Source organism: Vibrio gallicus, assembly GCF_024346875.1.
GTDB classification, from domain to species: Bacteria; Pseudomonadota; Gammaproteobacteria; order Enterobacterales; family Vibrionaceae; genus Vibrio; species Vibrio gallicus.
In genome coordinates, this window is sequence record NZ_AP024871.1 from 2431407 (window position 1) to 2448188 (window position 16782).

Consider the following 16782-nt stretch of genomic DNA (forward strand, 5'->3'; position numbering starts at 1 on the left):
GCTTAAAATAGGCAGTAAATTTAAGGAGTATCAGTCATGTTTGACCCAAAGAAACTTGAGCAGGTAGCGAAACAAATTCATGAATCTATGCCTCAACCAGTAAAAAACCTGGGCGCTGATGTTGATCAGAAAGTTCGCCAAGTAATCCAAGCACAACTAAATAAACTAGATGTAATAAGTCGCGAAGAGTTTGAGGTTCAGACTCAGGTTCTACTGCGTACTCGTCAAAAACTAAACGAGATGGAAAAGAAGATGGCAGATCTAGAAGAGAAGCTTTCTAATAAGGGTAAATAACCAACATACGTGCAAACAAAAAGGCTTGGTATTTTCATACCAAGCCTTTTTAGTTTAAGAGTACCGCCGAACTCGTCGGCGGACTTTTAACTAGTGATTAGCCACCAACAGCAATGCGCTTCATGTCAGTCATATAGCCACGTAGTTCTTCACCTACGTACTCAACTGGGTGGTTACGGATTGCTTCGTTCACTTCGATTAGACGTTGGTTATCAACGTAGTTAGACGCCTCACCTAAGCCTTTACCGATAACATCAGTTGCGACTGATGGCATGAACTTCTCACGTAGAAGCGGTGTTGCTACGTTTGCAAACAGGTAGTTGCCGTACTCAGCGGTATCAGAGATAACAACGTTCATCTCGTATAGACGCTTACGTGCAACAGTGTTCGCGATTAACGGAAGCTCGTGCAGTGATTCATAGTAAGCAGACTCATCAATAATGCCTGACGCTGTCATTGCTTCAAACGCAAGCTCAACTCCAGCACGAACCATAGCAATCATAAGAATGCCATTATCGAAGTATTCTTGTTCAGAGATCTCAGCGTCAGAATCCGGGTAGTTTTCAAAGTCAGTTTGACCCGTCTCTTCACGCCACTTAAATAGGTTCACATCATCATTAGCCCAGTCAGCCATCATAGTGCGAGAGAACTCACCCTGAATGATGTCATCCATGTGCTTGTTGTAAAGCGGACGCATCAGATCTTTAAGCTCTTCAGAAAGGTCAAAAGCGCGGATCTTAGCTGGGTTTGATAGACGGTCCATCATATGAGTGATGCCACCGAATTTCAGTGCTTCAGTAACTGTTTCCCAACCGTACTGAAGAAGCTTACCTGCGTAGCCAGCGTCAATACCGTCAGCAATCATCTTCTCATAACATACGATAGAACCAGCTTGTAGCATGCCACAAAGGATAGTTTGCTCACCCATTAGGTCAGACTTAACCTCAGCAACAAAAGAAGACTCAAGACAGCCAGCACGGTGACCACCAGTACCTGCAGCCCAAGCCTTAGCGATATCCCAGCCTTCGCCTTTAGGGTCGTTCTCTGGGTGAACAGCTAGTAGTGTAGGAACACCAAAACCACGCTTATACTCTTCACGAACCTCAGTACCAGGGCACTTAGGTGCAACCATTACTACGGTAAGGTCTTCACGAATCTGCATGCCTTCTTCAACAACGTTAAAGCCGTGAGAGTAACCTAGTGCAGCGCCTTCTTTCATAAGAGGCATTACGGTTTCAACAACGTTGCTGTGTTGTTTATCTGGAGTCAGGTTAACCACTAGGTCTGCTTGAGGAATAAGAGTCTCGTAACTACCTACTTCAAAGCCATTCTCTTTTGCGTTTTTGAAAGATTGGCGTTGCTCATCAATAGCAGCTTGGCGTAATGCATAAGATACATCTAAGCCAGAATCGCGCATGTTCAAGCCTTGGTTTAGGCCTTGAGCACCACAACCTACGATAACCACTTTCTTACCTTTTAGGTAATCAGCTTCTGTAGCGAACTCTGAACGGTCCATAAAACGGCAACGACCTAGTTGGTCTAGTTGCTCACGTAGGTTTAGCGTGTTGAAATAGTTAGCCATGAAGGGCTCTCCTTAAAATTCTTTCCGTAGTTCGACAGTTCTTGTCGATTGATTTCATACTAATTCAGACTGAAGGTTGCATAAAGTGATATATTCACAAGTAATAATTGCGTTATGCGCAACATACGAGTGACTCACATGAACATAAAAAGCCTACAGATTTTTTTACACCTTTGCGAGAGTAAAAGCTTCACAAAGACCGCTTCTGCGATGCACGTCAGCCCTTCAGCACTTAGCCGACAGATTAAGCGCTTAGAGCAAGATATTCAGCAGGTACTTTTTATCCGAGATAACCGCAGTGTTGAACTCACAACAGCAGCCAAAGAGTTACTTCCAGTTGCACATAGCATGACTAGTCAATGGCAAAGCTTTACCTCTAATTTTTCGGATAAACAAGATGTACTAAAAGGGGAAATTAAGCTGTTTTGCTCGGTAACCGCCAGCTATAGCCATTTACCTCAATTGCTATCAGAGTTTCGGTTATTGCACCCTTTCATTGAGTACAAACTAACTACCGGAGATCCCGCACAAGCTATCGAGAAAGTATTGATGGACGAGGCCGACATTGCGATATCAGCCGAGGCGGACAACCTCCCATCAAGGGTTGCTTTTGAGAATATCAGTGAGATATCACTATCTGTCATTGCACCAAAAGGGGTTGCTAGCCTAGAGGGCCTTACCACTACTCCCATCAGTTGGGACTCCATCCCATTTATTGTTCCCGAAGAAGGTACAGCAAGAGATCGTTGCAATTTATGGTTTAAGCAAAATAAAATCAAACCAAATATTTACGCACAAGTTTCTGGGCATGAGGCCATAGTTAGTATGGTTGCATTAGGTTGCGGTGTGGGTATTGCTCCAGATGTAGTTATTAATAACAGCCCAGTAAAAGAAAAAATACAGAAGCTGGATGTATCACCGGTAAGGCCATTTAAGCTAGGAGTATGCTGTAAGCGCTCACAGCTCAATAATCCATTAATCAAAGCACTATGGAACGTAGCTGAAGCCAATTATATTGCTAGTTAGCTGGGGTTCTGGGGTTCTGGGGTTCTGGGGTTCTGGGGTTCTGGGGTTCTGGGGGAGATTTTACAAATCCTAGATATGAAAAAACCCGCTATAAAAGCGGGTTTTTCAAATTTAAAGCCTGGCGATGTCCTACTCTCACATGGGGAAACCCCACACTACCATCGGCGCTACTGTGTTTCACTTCTGAGTTCGGCATGGAATCAGGTGGGTCCACAACGCTATGGTCGCCAAGCAAATTTCTATCTTCAGATACTTATATATCTAAGGATTTATATAATGGTGCTAGTACCCAGATTCGAACTGGGGACCTCACCCTTACCAAGGGTGCGCTCTACCAACTGAGCTATACCAGCAGATACGTCTAAAAGACGAAAAAACCCGCTAGAGAGCGGGTTATTCAAATTTAAAGCCTGGCGATGTCCTACTCTCACATGGGGAAACCCCACACTACCATCGGCGCTACTGTGTTTCACTTCTGAGTTCGGCATGGAATCAGGTGGGTCCACAACGCTATGGTCGCCAAGCAAATTTTAAAATTCGGAAAGCTGCTTCTCTATAAAAGAGAGTTAAAAGTTTTTATCACACATTCAAAGTTCTTACTTCGAGTCCACAAAACCCCTTGGGTGTTGTATGGTTAAGCCTCACGGGCAATTAGTACAGGTTAGCTCAATGCCTCGCAGCACTTACACACCCTGCCTATCAACGTTCTAGTCTCGAACAACCCTTCAGGACACTTAAAGTGCCAGGGAAGACTCATCTCAGGGCTCGCTTCCCGCTTAGATGCTTTCAGCGGTTATCGATTCCGAACTTAGCTACCGGGCAATGCCATTGGCATGACAACCCGAACACCAGAGGTTCGTCCACTCCGGTCCTCTCGTACTAGGAGCAGCCCCCTTCAATCTTCCAACGCCCACGGCAGATAGGGACCGAACTGTCTCACGACGTTCTAAACCCAGCTCGCGTACCACTTTAAATGGCGAACAGCCATACCCTTGGGACCGACTTCAGCCCCAGGATGTGATGAGCCGACATCGAGGTGCCAAACACCGCCGTCGATATGAACTCTTGGGCGGTATCAGCCTGTTATCCCCGGAGTACCTTTTATCCGTTGAGCGATGGCCCTTCCATTCAGAACCACCGGATCACTATGACCTGCTTTCGCACCTGCTCGAATTGTCATTCTCGCAGTCAAGCGGGCTTATGCCATTGCACTAACCACACGATGTCCAACCGTGTTTAGCCCACCTTCGTGCTCCTCCGTTACTCTTTGGGAGGAGACCGCCCCAGTCAAACTACCCACCAGGCACTGTCCTCATCCCCGATAAGGGGACTAAGTTAGAACATCAACACTACAAGGGTGGTATTTCAAGGACGGCTCCAACGATACTAGCGTACCGTCTTCAAAGCCTCCCACCTATCCTACACATGTAGGGTCAATGTTCAGTGCCAAGCTGTAGTAAAGGTTCACGGGGTCTTTCCGTCTAGCCGCGGGTACACTGCATCTTCACAGCGATTTCAATTTCACTGAGTCTCGGGTGGAGACAGCGTGGCCATCATTACGCCATTCGTGCAGGTCGGAACTTACCCGACAAGGAATTTCGCTACCTTAGGACCGTTATAGTTACGGCCGCCGTTTACCGGGGCTTCGATCAAGAGCTTCGACCGAAGTCTAACCCCATCAATTAACCTTCCGGCACCGGGCAGGCGTCACACCGTATACGTCATCTTACGATTTTGCACAGTGCTGTGTTTTTAATAAACAGTTGCAGCCACCTGGTATCTGCGACTCCTAGTAGCTCCATCCGCAAGGGACTTCACCGCCAAGAGCGTACCTTCTCCCGAAGTTACGGTACCATTTTGCCTAGTTCCTTCACCCGAGTTCTCTCAAGCGCCTTGGTATTCTCTACCCGACCACCTGTGTCGGTTTGGGGTACGATTTCTTATAATCTGAAGCTTAGAGGCTTTTCCTGGAAGCATGGCATCAATGACTTCACTGCACGTAGCAGCTCGACATCGTATCTCAGCGTTAAGAAAGTCCGGATTTACCTAAACCTTCCGCCTACATACTTGAACCTGGACAACCATCGCCAGGCCCACCTAGCCTTCTCCGTCCCCCCATCGCAATTATAAGAAGTACGGGAATATTAACCCGTTTCCCATCGACTACGCCTTTCGGCCTCGCCTTAGGGGTCGACTTACCCTGCCCCGATTAACGTTGGACAGGAACCCTTGGTCTTCCGGCGAGGGGGTTTTTCACCCCCTTTATCGTTACTCATGTCAGCATTCGCACTTCTGATACGTCCAGCAGCCCTTACAGACCACCTTCAACCGCTTACAGAACGCTCCCCTACCCCGCATACAAAAGTATGCAGCCGCAGCTTCGGTGTATAGCTTAGCCCCGTTACATCTTCCGCGCAGGCCGACTCGACCAGTGAGCTATTACGCTTTCTTTAAATGATGGCTGCTTCTAAGCCAACATCCTGGCTGTCTGAGCCTTCCCACATCGTTTCCCACTTAGCTATACTTTGGGACCTTAGCTGGCGGTCTGGGTTGTTTCCCTCTCCACGACGGACGTTAGCACCCGCCGTGTGTCTCCCGGATAGTACTCAATGGTATTCGGAGTTTGCAAAGGGTTGGTAAGTCGGGATGACCCCCTAGCCTTAACAGTGCTCTACCCCCATTGGTATTCGTCCGAGGCGCTACCTAAATAGCTTTCGGGGAGAACCAGCTATCTCCAGGTTTGATTGGCCTTTCACCCCTAGCCACAAGTCATCCGCTAATTTTTCAACATTAGTCGGTTCGGTCCTCCAGTTGATGTTACTCAACCTTCAACCTGCCCATGGCTAGATCACCTGGTTTCGGGTCTAATTCTAGCAACTCGACGCCCAGTTAAGACTCGGTTTCCCTACGGCTCCCCTATACGGTTAACCTTGCTACTAAAATTAAGTCGCTGACCCATTATACAAAAGGTACGCAGTCACGCTTCGAGGCGCTCCTACTGCTTGTACGTACACGGTTTCAGGTTCTATTTCACTCCCCTCACAGGGGTTCTTTTCGCCTTTCCCTCACGGTACTGGTTCACTATCGGTCAGTCAGTAGTATTTAGCCTTGGAGGATGGTCCCCCCATGTTCAAACAGGATATCACGTGTCCCGCCTTACTCGTTTTCACTTAAAATGCGTTGTCGGTTACGGGGCTATCACCCTATATTGCGAGACTTTCCAGACTCTTCACCTGACGCATTAAAAGCTTAAGGGCTAATCCAATTTCGCTCGCCGCTACTTTCGGAATCTCGGTTGATTTCTCTTCCTTCGGGTACTTAGATGTTTCAGTTCCCCGAGTTTGCCTCATTAACCTATGTATTCAGTTAATGATACGTGCTTATGCACGTGGGTTTCCCCATTCAGAAATCCCAGACTCAAATGGTTATTACTACCTAATCTGGGCTTATCGCAAGTTATTACGTCTTTCATCGCCTCTGACTGCCAAGGCATCCACCGTGTACGCTTAGTCACTTAACCATACAACCCCAAAGGGTCTTGCTTAACGCAATGCGTTTGCTACAACGCAGTATGACGTTTCCAAGGTGCGTTATCTCTTTATTATGAGCGAGATAACATTCGATTTTGCCGGACTCAAATTTGAATGCACTCTGGCAAGAATGCATTCCCAAGAACACTTGAATGTGTGTTGGTACCTACATCAATAAAGACATAGGATTTGAGAACTTTTAAATTTGAACAACAATGAAATCACATTGTTGTTCGTCAGCTTTCCAAATTGTTAAAGAGCGAGATTCAAACAAATGAACCATTTTTAAACACACTCGAAAGAGCGCTTAAAGATGGTGGGCGATACCGGGCTCGAACCAGTGACCCCCTCCTTGTAAGGGAGGTGCTCTCCCAACTGAGCTAATCGCCCACATTGTTTGCTATTTGCTTTCACTATAAAAGTGAATTCAAACAACTTCCTTTGTGGAAAGGAAATGGTGGGTCGTGCAGGATTCGAACCTGCGACCAATTGATTAAAAGTCAACTGCTCTACCAGCTGAGCTAACGACCCAATGGTATCCCGTAGGGGAGTCGAACCCCTGTTACCGCCGTGAAAGGGCGGTGTCCTAGGCCTCTAGACGAACGGGACACTAGATTCACATTTACTCCAAAGAGCAAACGCAAATTGTTGAAGCGCCTTGGGGGGCACTTCAAAATCTCTTTACTTTCTAAACCATATCAATCTGTGTGGACACTCATCGTGAATAATCATCGTATAAGGAGGTGATCCAGCCCCAGGTTCCCCTAGGGCTACCTTGTTACGACTTCACCCCAGTCATGAACCACAAAGTGGTAAGCGTTCTCCCGAAGGTTAAACTACCTACTTCTTTTGCAGCCCACTCCCATGGTGTGACGGGCGGTGTGTACAAGGCCCGGGAACGTATTCACCGTAGCATTCTGATCTACGATTACTAGCGATTCCGACTTCATGGAGTCGAGTTGCAGACTCCAATCCGGACTACGACGCACTTTTTGGGATTCGCTCACCATCGCTGGCTCGCCGCCCTCTGTATGCGCCATTGTAGCACGTGTGTAGCCCTACTCGTAAGGGCCATGATGACTTGACGTCGTCCCCACCTTCCTCCGGTTTATCACCGGCAGTCTCCCTGGAGTTCCCACCATTACGTGCTGGCAAACAAGGATAGGGGTTGCGCTCGTTGCGGGACTTAACCCAACATTTCACAACACGAGCTGACGACAGCCATGCAGCACCTGTCTCAGAGTTCCCGAAGGCACTAAGCTATCTCTAGCGAATTCTCTGGATGTCAAGAGTAGGTAAGGTTCTTCGCGTTGCATCGAATTAAACCACATGCTCCACCGCTTGTGCGGGCCCCCGTCAATTCATTTGAGTTTTAATCTTGCGACCGTACTCCCCAGGCGGTCTACTTAACGCGTTAGCTCCGAAAGCCACGGCTCAAGGCCACAACCTCCAAGTAGACATCGTTTACGGCGTGGACTACCAGGGTATCTAATCCTGTTTGCTCCCCACGCTTTCGCATCTGAGTGTCAGTATCTGTCCAGGGGGCCGCCTTCGCCACTGGTATTCCTTCAGATCTCTACGCATTTCACCGCTACACCTGAAATTCTACCCCCCTCTACAGTACTCTAGCCTGCCAGTTTCAAATGCGGTTCCGAGGTTGAGCCCCGGGCTTTCACATCTGACTTAACAAACCACCTGCATGCGCTTTACGCCCAGTAATTCCGATTAACGCTCGCACCCTCCGTATTACCGCGGCTGCTGGCACGGAGTTAGCCGGTGCTTCTTCTGTCGCTAACGTCAAACGATGCAGCTATTAACTACAACGCCTTCCTCACGACTGAAAGTACTTTACAACCCGAAGGCCTTCTTCATACACGCGGCATGGCTGCATCAGGCTTGCGCCCATTGTGCAATATTCCCCACTGCTGCCTCCCGTAGGAGTCTGGACCGTGTCTCAGTTCCAGTGTGGCTGATCATCCTCTCAGACCAGCTAGGGATCGTCGCCTTGGTGAGCCATTACCTCACCAACTAGCTAATCCCACCTGGGCTAATCTTGACGCGAGAGGTCCGAAGATCCCCCTCTTTGGCCCGTAGGCATTATGCGGTATTAGCTATCGTTTCCAATAGTTATCCCCCACATCAAGGCATATACCCAGGCATTACTCACCCGTCCGCCGCTCGACGCCCAACAAATCACCCGAAGGGTCAATGTTGTCGTTTCCGCTCGACTTGCATGTGTTAGGCCTGCCGCCAGCGTTCAATCTGAGCCATGATCAAACTCTTCAATTAAAGTTTTGTGCATCTAAGATGCGGCTCAATGAATACTGACTTCAAAACTGTCCTTACTCGAAAGTAAGAAGTAATTTTAAAGCTATTATCGTTCCAACAGAACGATAATGAATTGACTGTGCTCTTATCGGTCTTTACTTTTAAAAAAGTAAAATAAAACAGCTCAAGGCTGCACCCAATTTGATTTTGGTCACTCAGTTCATTGATAAATCTTTTCGATTATCATCAACGAGTGCCCACACAGATTGATTGGTTTAAATTGTTAAAGAGCGTTACTTTCGAGGCTTACCTCTCAAGTGGACGGCCATTCTAGCGATTTGAGCCTCAGTGTCAAACACTTTTTGAATTTAATTTCGAAGAGAACCTAAACTCAAATGACTCGGCCAGTTAGCCTACTGAATCACGTTGAAGCGTTGTGCGCTCTACCGTGTCAGTGAGGCGGCATTATAGAGACTTTCATCACACTGGCAAGTGTTTTTATGAACTTTTTTTGATTTTTATTTTGAACGTACAGAAATAAAACAACCCGCATAAAAAGCGGGCTGTTTCTGCGTAAAATGACCACAGATTAGATAAAAGCAAATGCATCTGAATGGATTTGCTCTACTTGAGCCTGCTTATTATATACAAATTGCTCTCGAGCAGAGCCTGCCATTTCAAATCGCCCTGCTATATAGACGTCATATTGCGATAAGTCTTCAAAGTCACTCATGACCGCTTGAATAACATTACCTGTTTTACCACTCCAAGTCCCTTCATCGTCTTCAACTACTGGTACAAAGTGGATGTTATTATGTTGCAGCTGAATTCTTTCTAACTCTTCAATGGCATAGAGCTGGTCTTTATTGCGAGCTCCCCAATATAGATAGATATCATTACTTAGTTGCTGACCAATACAATGATCTAATATAGAACGCACATAGCTAAACCCTGTACCTCCAGCAATAAGCAATAGAGAGCGCTCTCCCTCTTTTAGATACGCATCACCGTGAGGAGCATCTATATTGATAGTCGAGCTATCAGCCAATGCCTTTTGCATCAACTGCACCACCTCTAACGCATAATGGTTCTCTTCAGCTGCACCAATATGAAGTTCCAATTCACCGTGATGACGGCAAGGGCTACTCGCAATAGAAAAAGGACGACGGTCCTTCTCGCCCATTACGACCATTAAATACTGCCCTGCTTTAAAGCTTATTGGTGACTGTGGATGTAAAAGCACTCGAAAAGTGTTACTTGCAAGAGGCTCGATTGATTTTACTGTACATGAAATGGTCATTATTTCCTCTAAACCTTACTCATCGAATGTAAGGACTAAATCTGTAGTTGCACATGCTTGGCACGCAAATATCCAACCTTCAGCTCGCTCTTTTTCAGTAAGCATGGGTTCTAATTGATATGAGACGTTCCCCTCTACTAACCGACAAAGGCACATACCACAAGCACCGACCTGACAACGATTAGGAAATGGAATGTTTTGCTCTAAGGCTGCTTCTAATATTGTTTGTTTTTCAGCAGCCACGAATTGTACACCACTAGATAGAAGTTCCACTTTATACATCATAGAATGTTGAGCTCGCCCCAAATTTCATCTATTTTGCTGACAATCTTAGGGTCTTTTTGAATAGGTCGGCCCCACTCTCTCTGAACTTCGTCACTCAGCTTATTAGTCGCATCCATTAACATAAAGCTCGAACCTTGCTCTGGAACTTCGACTAAATGGGTATCTCTGGTTGCATCCATACGGGTAGTTACAGCCCAAATAACATCATTCCAATCATTCACCTGCACATCTGCATCGCACACAATAATCATCTTCAACGGTAGCTTACCGCTGAGCTGTAGCTTAATAGACTCTATAAGGTCATCTACTTGATTAGGCAACTGCTTATCTATTGAAACTATGACGCTGCCAAATACTTTACTATGTTCTTTACATTGCGGAATATGGATATCAAGCAACTGCGGGTTCGCTTGCTTAAATGTCTCAACCAACATTAACTGTTCATTCACGGTTAAGCCTGCAGATTCTCCCTGATTCGGTTGGTTATAGATATCCAGCTCAGCTTGCCATTTTTCGGTAACATCCAATCCCATCTTTGAACCTAGTCCAGCCACTGGGGAGGCGAAGTCCAGTGAATCAATTGGCGTATTTTCAATAAGCACCAAATCACGTTGTGGTTCAAAGTGCTCACCTATAGCTTCAACCACGCTTCCCCAATCTCGGCCATCTACAGATTCATCACACACCAAAACAAATTTTGTATACATAAACTGACGCAAGAAAGACCATACCCCCATCATCACGCGCTTGGCGTGTCCTGGGTATTGCTTTTTAATGGTAACGACAGCAAAACGATACGAACACCCTTCTGGCGGTAAATAGAAATCCGTAATCTCTGGAAACTGCTTTTGCAGAATAGGGACAAAGACCTCATTCAATGCCACCCCTAATACCGCAGGTTCATCAGGTGGCCTTCCAGTATAAGTACTGTGATAAATAGGCTGATTACGCATTGTAATATGGGTAACAGTAAAGACGTTGTGACTCTCGACCTCATTGTAGTAGCCAGTGTGGTCGCCATAAGGCCCCTCATCTGCAAACTCGGTTGGGTCGATATAACCTTCTAATACAATTTCTGCCCCCGCAGGGACATCGAGATCATTACTTATCGAGCGAACAACCTCAGTCTTCTTGCCTCGAAGTAAACCAGCAAATGCATACTCAGAAAGTGTATCAGGGATTGGGGTTACTGCCCCTAAGATGGTGGCTGGATCAGCTCCGAAAGCCACAGATACAGGAAATGGTTTACCCGGATATTTCTCACACCAATCACGTAAATCTAATGCGCCGCCTCTATGAGCTAACCAACGCATTATGACCTTATTTTTACCCAGTTTTTGCTGGCGGTATATGCCAAGATTCTGACGCTTTTGGTTAGGCCCTTTGGTAATAGTAAGCCCCCACGTCAGTAATGGAGCAATATCTTCGGACCAACAACTCATTACGGGTATTTTATCAAGATCGATCTCTTCTCCCTGCCATACAATTTCCTGGCAAGGTGCGCGACGTCGTCTTTTTACTGGCATATTCAGGACTTGGCGAAATGCAGGAAGTTTATCTAGTGCATCCTTAAAGCCTCGTGGTGGCTCTGGCTCCTTCAAGTAGGCCAATAATTTTCCGACTTCACGTAGCTCTTTCACTTGTGTGCGCCCCATTCCAAGAGCTACTCGCTGCGCGGTACCAAACAGATTTGTCAGCACTGGCATTTCATAACCAATCGGATTTTCAAATAACAAAGCAGGGCCACCAGCCCTTAAAGTACGATCACTTATCTCTGTCATTTCATAACTAGGGTCTACGGGATGGGTAATTCTTTTGAGGAGTCCTTTATCTTCCAGCTCAGAGATAAAGTCGCGTAGGTCTTTACAGCTCATATATATCCATAATGCTTTGCTTTGACGCAGTATATCAAAGACCAATGCATCTATCGCAACAAGTTTGCAACTTTAAGGGAGCGCGATACTTGGGTTATCTTGAAGCAATTGCTTTAACCAGTTTTCATAACCATAGGATAGTAAGCTGTTACTGATTATCTGAGCCTGCTGCTGATTGCGCATTTTGCCCACTAAAAAATCTTGCACCTGCGCCGATGTCTTAACGTATCGAGAAAGCAGATGTAAGCTTTGCTTATTTAATGATGGATTGTCACTGGCCACCATTAATTGCTGGTGAGCAAACGAACTATCTTGATGTCCCAATCTATCTAACTCTTTGTCGATAGACCCGTCACTTTTCATCTTCCAGAGTAGCGAATAAAGTTGCGGGTCTTTTGATACCGAAGCTAACGCCACCATTACTTTGGAGCTTGGCAACCAAGACACAACCTTTGACGCTGTAATTTGATCGATAATAAATTGCAAACCATCACTAGATAAAGAGTTAACACTCTCAATCAATAGCCGTTCATGTTGAGCAGCTACATTTGCATCCCCAGAAAGCCACGACCTTAATTCAAGCTGTTCAGTCTCAACGCCAATATAGAAACTCATTACCTTTTCATTCAATTGCCATTCATCCAGTAGGCGTTGGGCTAGAATTTGATAACCGAAGGCGGGTGTCGAAAATCGAAATCCATCACCATTTTGAACAAACTGTAAGGTAGGGGCTACTCGTTTTTGCCTATCCAGAAATACAGCAAGATCAGAGGTATAGTTGGGGTCTTTATCTGCAATCGTTTTGATCGCTAAATAGCGCGCGGCTTCTTGTTGCGGATACTTAATTCTCTGAAGTTGGAATTGCGCTTGATCGGATTGCCCTGTTAGAGCCAACGAGGAGATATTTTGGGCTGCACTTTGTACGCGAGTATTTTGCAATAATAACTCACGTTGCTGCGGGTTAATTTCAGCGGCTTTAACAACCACCGGCCCACACAACAATATCGACAGTAATGTAACAAATATTCCTTGTCGCACAGCTAAACTCCTTTTTAGCATTGGCTTCAATAAATCCTACCTGAATGAATAAAAAAACGCCACCTAATCGGTAGCGCTTTCTAACAGACTCGAGGTTATCTACAGATAATAACTACTTACGACGCATCGCATCAAAAAATTCGTTATTAGTCTTAGTCATTGCCAATTTGTCGATAAGGAATTCCATTGCATCGGTTTCCCCCATTGGATGGACAATCTTACGTAAGATCCACATCTTCTGTAGCTCATCAGCCTTAGTTAATAGCTCTTCTCGACGAGTACCAGAACGATTGAAATCAATGGCTGGGAATACTCGCTTCTCTGCAATCTTGCGATTCAAGTGAAGCTCCATATTACCAGTACCTTTAAATTCTTCGTAGATAACTTCATCCATCTTAGAACCAGTATCAACCAATGCCGTAGCGATGATAGTCAAGCTACCGCCTTCTTCTACGTTACGAGCTGCACCAAAGAAGCGCTTCGGACGATGTAGAGCGTTAGCATCAACACCACCAGTAAGAACTTTACCTGATGAAGGAATAACCGTGTTATAGGCACGAGCTAAACGAGTAATTGAATCAAGTAGAATGATGACATCCTTCTTATGCTCAACCAAACGCTTCGCTTTTTCTATCACCATGTCTGCAACTTGTACGTGACGAGAAGCTGGCTCATCAAACGTAGATGCAACTACTTCGCCTTTCACTAGGCGTTGCATCTCAGTTACTTCCTCTGGACGTTCATCAATCAGAAGAACCATCAATTCACATTCAGGGTGATTTTTAGTAATGCTCTGGGCTATGTTCTGAAGCAGCATCGTTTTACCCGCTTTTGGCGGAGCAACGATCAAACCACGCTGACCTTTACCAATTGGCGATGCAAGGTCTAACACGCGAGCTGTAATATCTTCAGTAGAGCCATTACCTACTTCCATTACCATACGTTCATTGGCGTGTAACGGAGTTAGGTTTTCAAATAAAATTTTATTACGCGCATTATCAGGTTTGTCATGGTTAACCGTATTAACCTTTAATAATGCAAAATAACGCTCACCATCTTTAGGTGGGCGAATCTTACCCGCAATACTGTCGCCAGTACGAAGGTTGAAACGGCGAATTTGACTTGGTGATACATAGATATCATCTGGGCCAGCCAGGTATGAACTATCTGAACTACGCAAAAAGCCAAAGCCATCCTGTAATATTTCAAGGACGCCATCACCAAAGATGTCTTCACCACTCTTTGCATGCGCTTTAAGCGTTGCAAATATGATGTCTTGTTTTCTTAGACGAGCAAGGTTTTCTAAACCGAGGCTCTCACCAAGCTTAACCAACTCTGAAACTGGCTTATTTTTAAGTTCAGTTAAATTCATTGTCGTTGATTTAGCACCACTTGCTCTTCGAGCACGAGGAGCCGCTAGCGGTTTGTCTGCTGCCGGGATCGCTGCTTTATCAACATCAGTATTGGCATCAGTAGCAGTTTTTACTGCTGCTGGCTTGGCTGCGGCGGAAGAAGCTGACGCCCTAGTTCCTCGGGTTGACGTACGAGCAGTTGTTCTGGTCGTTGTCTTGCGAGTAATGGTAGAGGTTGTTTTTTCTGCTGCAGGAGTCGTCTCTGCGGTCGATTTATCGATCGCTGAATCCGTCGTATTCGATGTATTAGATTTAGTAGTCAAAATAAGATCTATTTGTGTTGGTTGAAGAGGGTTTAGTCTCAGGATTGACCAAGAAAAGAAACTGTATGATTTACATGCAATAAACTAGCACTAAAAACAAGCCTAGTCTAGCTTGAGAGAAAAACAAAACCGTGTATGAAAAAAATACACGGTTATAAATGAAACGCTGTTAAAGATTTGCGTCTAAAAACTCTTTTAGTTGAGTCTTAGACAGCGCACCAACTTTAGTTGCTGCAACTTCACCATCTTTAAATAGTAGTAGCGTAGGAATACCACGGATACCAAATTTAGGCGGGGTCGCTGGGTTATGGTCGATATTTAACTTACCAATCGTCAACTTACCTTCATATTCGCCTGCAATCTCACTCAAGATTGGGGCGATCATTTTACAAGGACCACACCATTCTGCCCAAAAGTCCACAAGAACAGGGCCGGCAGCTTTGATTACATCACTTTCAAATCCATCGTCAGAAAGCTGTAAAATCGTATCGCTCATCATTAGCTCCAATTAATATTTTGTCACTGATTCGACGATAATCAGTAATAAGATTGCTTATTGGACTGGATTTCCTTTCGTAATGCAAGCTTAAGCTGATATTCTATGTTCATGAAAAAGACACACATCACAGAGCAAAAATTCGCCGACTTTGATCTACATCCTCAAGTAATCGCAGGATTAGATGCAAAAGGGTTTGAGTATTGTACTCCGATCCAAGCGTTAGCGTTGCCAGTCGTGCTCACTGGCCAAGACATTGCAGGACAAGCCCAAACGGGTACAGGAAAGACATTGGCTTTCCTAACTGCTACCTTTGATTACCTTCTGAAAAACCCAGTCGATGAAGGTCGTAAACCAAACCAACCCCGCGCTATCATCATGGCACCAACTCGTGAGTTAGCAATTCAGATCCATCGCGATGCGGAATCATTGATTGCGTCTACGGGTTTGAAAGCAGCCCTTGCTTACGGTGGCGAAAGCTACGATAAGCAACTTACTGCAATCCAAAATGGCGTCGATATCCTGATTGGTACTACCGGTCGCATCATCGATTTCCACAAACAACGCGCATTTAACTTGCACTACATACAAGCTGTAGTTCTTGATGAAGCTGATCGTATGTTTGATTTGGGCTTCATTAAAGATATTCGTTTCTTGTTCCGTCGTATGCCAGAGCCAAGTGACCGACTAAATATGCTTTTCTCTGCAACCTTGTCTTATCGAGTTCAAGAGTTAGCATTTGAACACATGAATACCCCTGAACATGTTGTTATCGAACCTGAGCGCAAAACAGCACAACTAATCAAAGAAGAGCTATTCCAACCATCAAATGAAGATAAAATGGCTCTTCTTCTCACGTTAATTGAAGAAGAATGGCCAGACAAAGCTATTATTTTTGCTAACACCAAATATAAATGTGAATCTGTTTGGGGACACCTTGCAGCAGACGGACATCGCGTAGGTCTACTGACTGGCGATATTCCTCAAAAGAAACGTGAGCGTATTTTAGAAGAGTTCACTAAAGGTGACCTCGATATCCTTGTCGCAACTGATGTTGCTGCTCGAGGCTTACACATTCCTTTAGTTACGCACGTATTTAACTACGATTTGCCTGACGATAAAGAAGATTATGTACACCGTATTGGTCGTACTGGCCGCGCTGGTGAAAAAGGTAACTCGATTAGCTTTGCCTGTGAAGACTATGCAATAAATCTACCTTCTATCGAAGAGTATATTGAGCATGCAATTCCAGCCTCTGAATATGATGCAGAAGCATTGGTAGAACTACCGACGCCGATACGCTTAAAAAGTAGCACTCGTCGTACTTCATCACCTCAAGGCCGTAACTCTGGACCGAATAAACGTAAGCGCACTCACAGACCTCGTCATAACCAAGGAAACAGCTAATTCAAGT

General features: G+C 45.4%; 10 protein-coding genes, 4 tRNA genes and 4 rRNA genes. 3 read left to right on the forward strand and 15 right to left on the reverse strand.

Going from position 1 to position 16782, the window contains the following annotated elements; translation table 11 throughout:
• Positions 1-36 precede the first annotated feature (36 nt).
• Complete coding sequence (gene ubiK, locus OCU28_RS11365; RefSeq protein WP_261816268.1) at positions 37-294, forward strand: ubiquinone biosynthesis accessory factor UbiK; 258 nt, start codon at positions 37-39, stop codon at positions 292-294.
• A gap of 97 nt (positions 295-391) precedes the next feature.
• Here the strand turns inward: ubiK and ilvC are convergent, their stop codons facing one another.
• On the reverse strand, positions 392-1876 hold the full coding sequence (gene ilvC / locus OCU28_RS11370; RefSeq protein ID WP_261816269.1) for a ketol-acid reductoisomerase: 1485 nt from the start codon (positions 1874-1876) through the stop codon (positions 392-394).
• A gap of 138 nt (positions 1877-2014) precedes the next feature.
• On the opposite strand from ilvC, the gene ilvY reads away from it, so the two are divergent.
• A complete protein-coding gene (gene ilvY / locus OCU28_RS11375; protein ID WP_261816270.1) occupies positions 2015-2902 on the forward strand; it encodes an HTH-type transcriptional activator IlvY in 888 nt (295 codons plus the stop codon).
• A gap of 116 nt (positions 2903-3018) precedes the next feature.
• Here the strand turns inward: ilvY and rrf (OCU28_RS11380) are convergent.
• The 14 genes from rrf (OCU28_RS11380) to trxA all read right to left on the reverse strand — a co-directional run bounded on the left by rrf (OCU28_RS11380) (position 3019) and on the right by trxA (position 15368).
• Positions 3019-3134: ribosomal RNA gene (rrf, locus tag OCU28_RS11380) — 5S ribosomal RNA — on the reverse strand.
• Between the two features lie 45 nt (positions 3135-3179).
• Positions 3180-3255 (reverse strand) — tRNA-Thr (locus OCU28_RS11385).
• A gap of 55 nt (positions 3256-3310) precedes the next feature.
• Positions 3311-3426 (reverse strand): 5S ribosomal RNA (gene rrf / locus OCU28_RS11390).
• Between the two features lie 106 nt (positions 3427-3532).
• A 23S ribosomal RNA gene (locus OCU28_RS11395) occupies positions 3533-6422 on the reverse strand.
• 324 nt (positions 6423-6746) lie between these two features.
• Positions 6747-6822, reverse strand: a tRNA-Val gene (locus OCU28_RS11400).
• A gap of 65 nt (positions 6823-6887) precedes the next feature.
• A tRNA-Lys gene (locus tag OCU28_RS11405) sits at positions 6888-6963 on the reverse strand.
• A gap of 2 nt (positions 6964-6965) precedes the next feature.
• Positions 6966-7041, reverse strand: a tRNA-Glu gene (locus OCU28_RS11410).
• A gap of 127 nt (positions 7042-7168) precedes the next feature.
• Positions 7169-8721 (reverse strand): 16S ribosomal RNA (locus OCU28_RS11415).
• The 16S, 23S and 5S rRNA genes sit together here with 4 tRNA genes alongside, the layout of an rRNA operon.
• Before the next feature lie 568 nt (positions 8722-9289).
• A complete protein-coding gene (fre, locus tag OCU28_RS11420) occupies positions 9290-10000 on the reverse strand; it encodes an NAD(P)H-flavin reductase (protein WP_261816271.1) in 711 nt (236 codons plus the stop codon).
• 15 nt (positions 10001-10015) lie between these two features.
• On the reverse strand, positions 10016-10285 hold the full coding sequence (locus OCU28_RS11425; RefSeq protein ID WP_261816272.1) for a 2Fe-2S iron-sulfur cluster-binding protein: 270 nt from the start codon (positions 10283-10285) through the stop codon (positions 10016-10018).
• Positions 10282-12159 (reverse strand): 4-hydroxy-3-polyprenylbenzoate decarboxylase, encoded by a 1878-nt coding sequence (ubiD, locus tag OCU28_RS11430; RefSeq protein WP_261816273.1) that lies wholly within the window; start codon positions 12157-12159, stop codon positions 10282-10284. Before ubiD ends, OCU28_RS11425 begins: the two co-directional genes overlap by 4 nt.
• A 72-nt stretch (positions 12160-12231) precedes the next feature.
• Complete coding sequence (locus tag OCU28_RS11435) at positions 12232-13197, reverse strand: hypothetical protein (RefSeq protein WP_261816274.1); 966 nt, start codon at positions 13195-13197, stop codon at positions 12232-12234.
• 112 nt (positions 13198-13309) lie between these two features.
• The gene (gene rho / locus OCU28_RS11440; protein ID WP_261817486.1) at positions 13310-14569 is read right to left on the reverse strand and encodes a transcription termination factor Rho; all 1260 of its coding nucleotides are present in this window, start codon (positions 14567-14569) and stop codon (positions 13310-13312) included.
• 472 nt (positions 14570-15041) lie between these two features.
• Positions 15042-15368, reverse strand: a complete 327-nt coding sequence (gene trxA, locus OCU28_RS11445) for a thioredoxin TrxA (protein ID WP_261816275.1) — start codon at positions 15366-15368, stop codon at positions 15042-15044.
• A 111-nt stretch (positions 15369-15479) separates the two neighbouring features.
• Here trxA and rhlB point away from each other — a divergent pair, with 111 nt between their 5' ends.
• A complete protein-coding gene (rhlB, locus tag OCU28_RS11450; protein WP_261816276.1) occupies positions 15480-16775 on the forward strand; it encodes an ATP-dependent RNA helicase RhlB in 1296 nt (431 codons plus the stop codon).
• Positions 16776-16782: the final 7 nt, after the last annotated feature.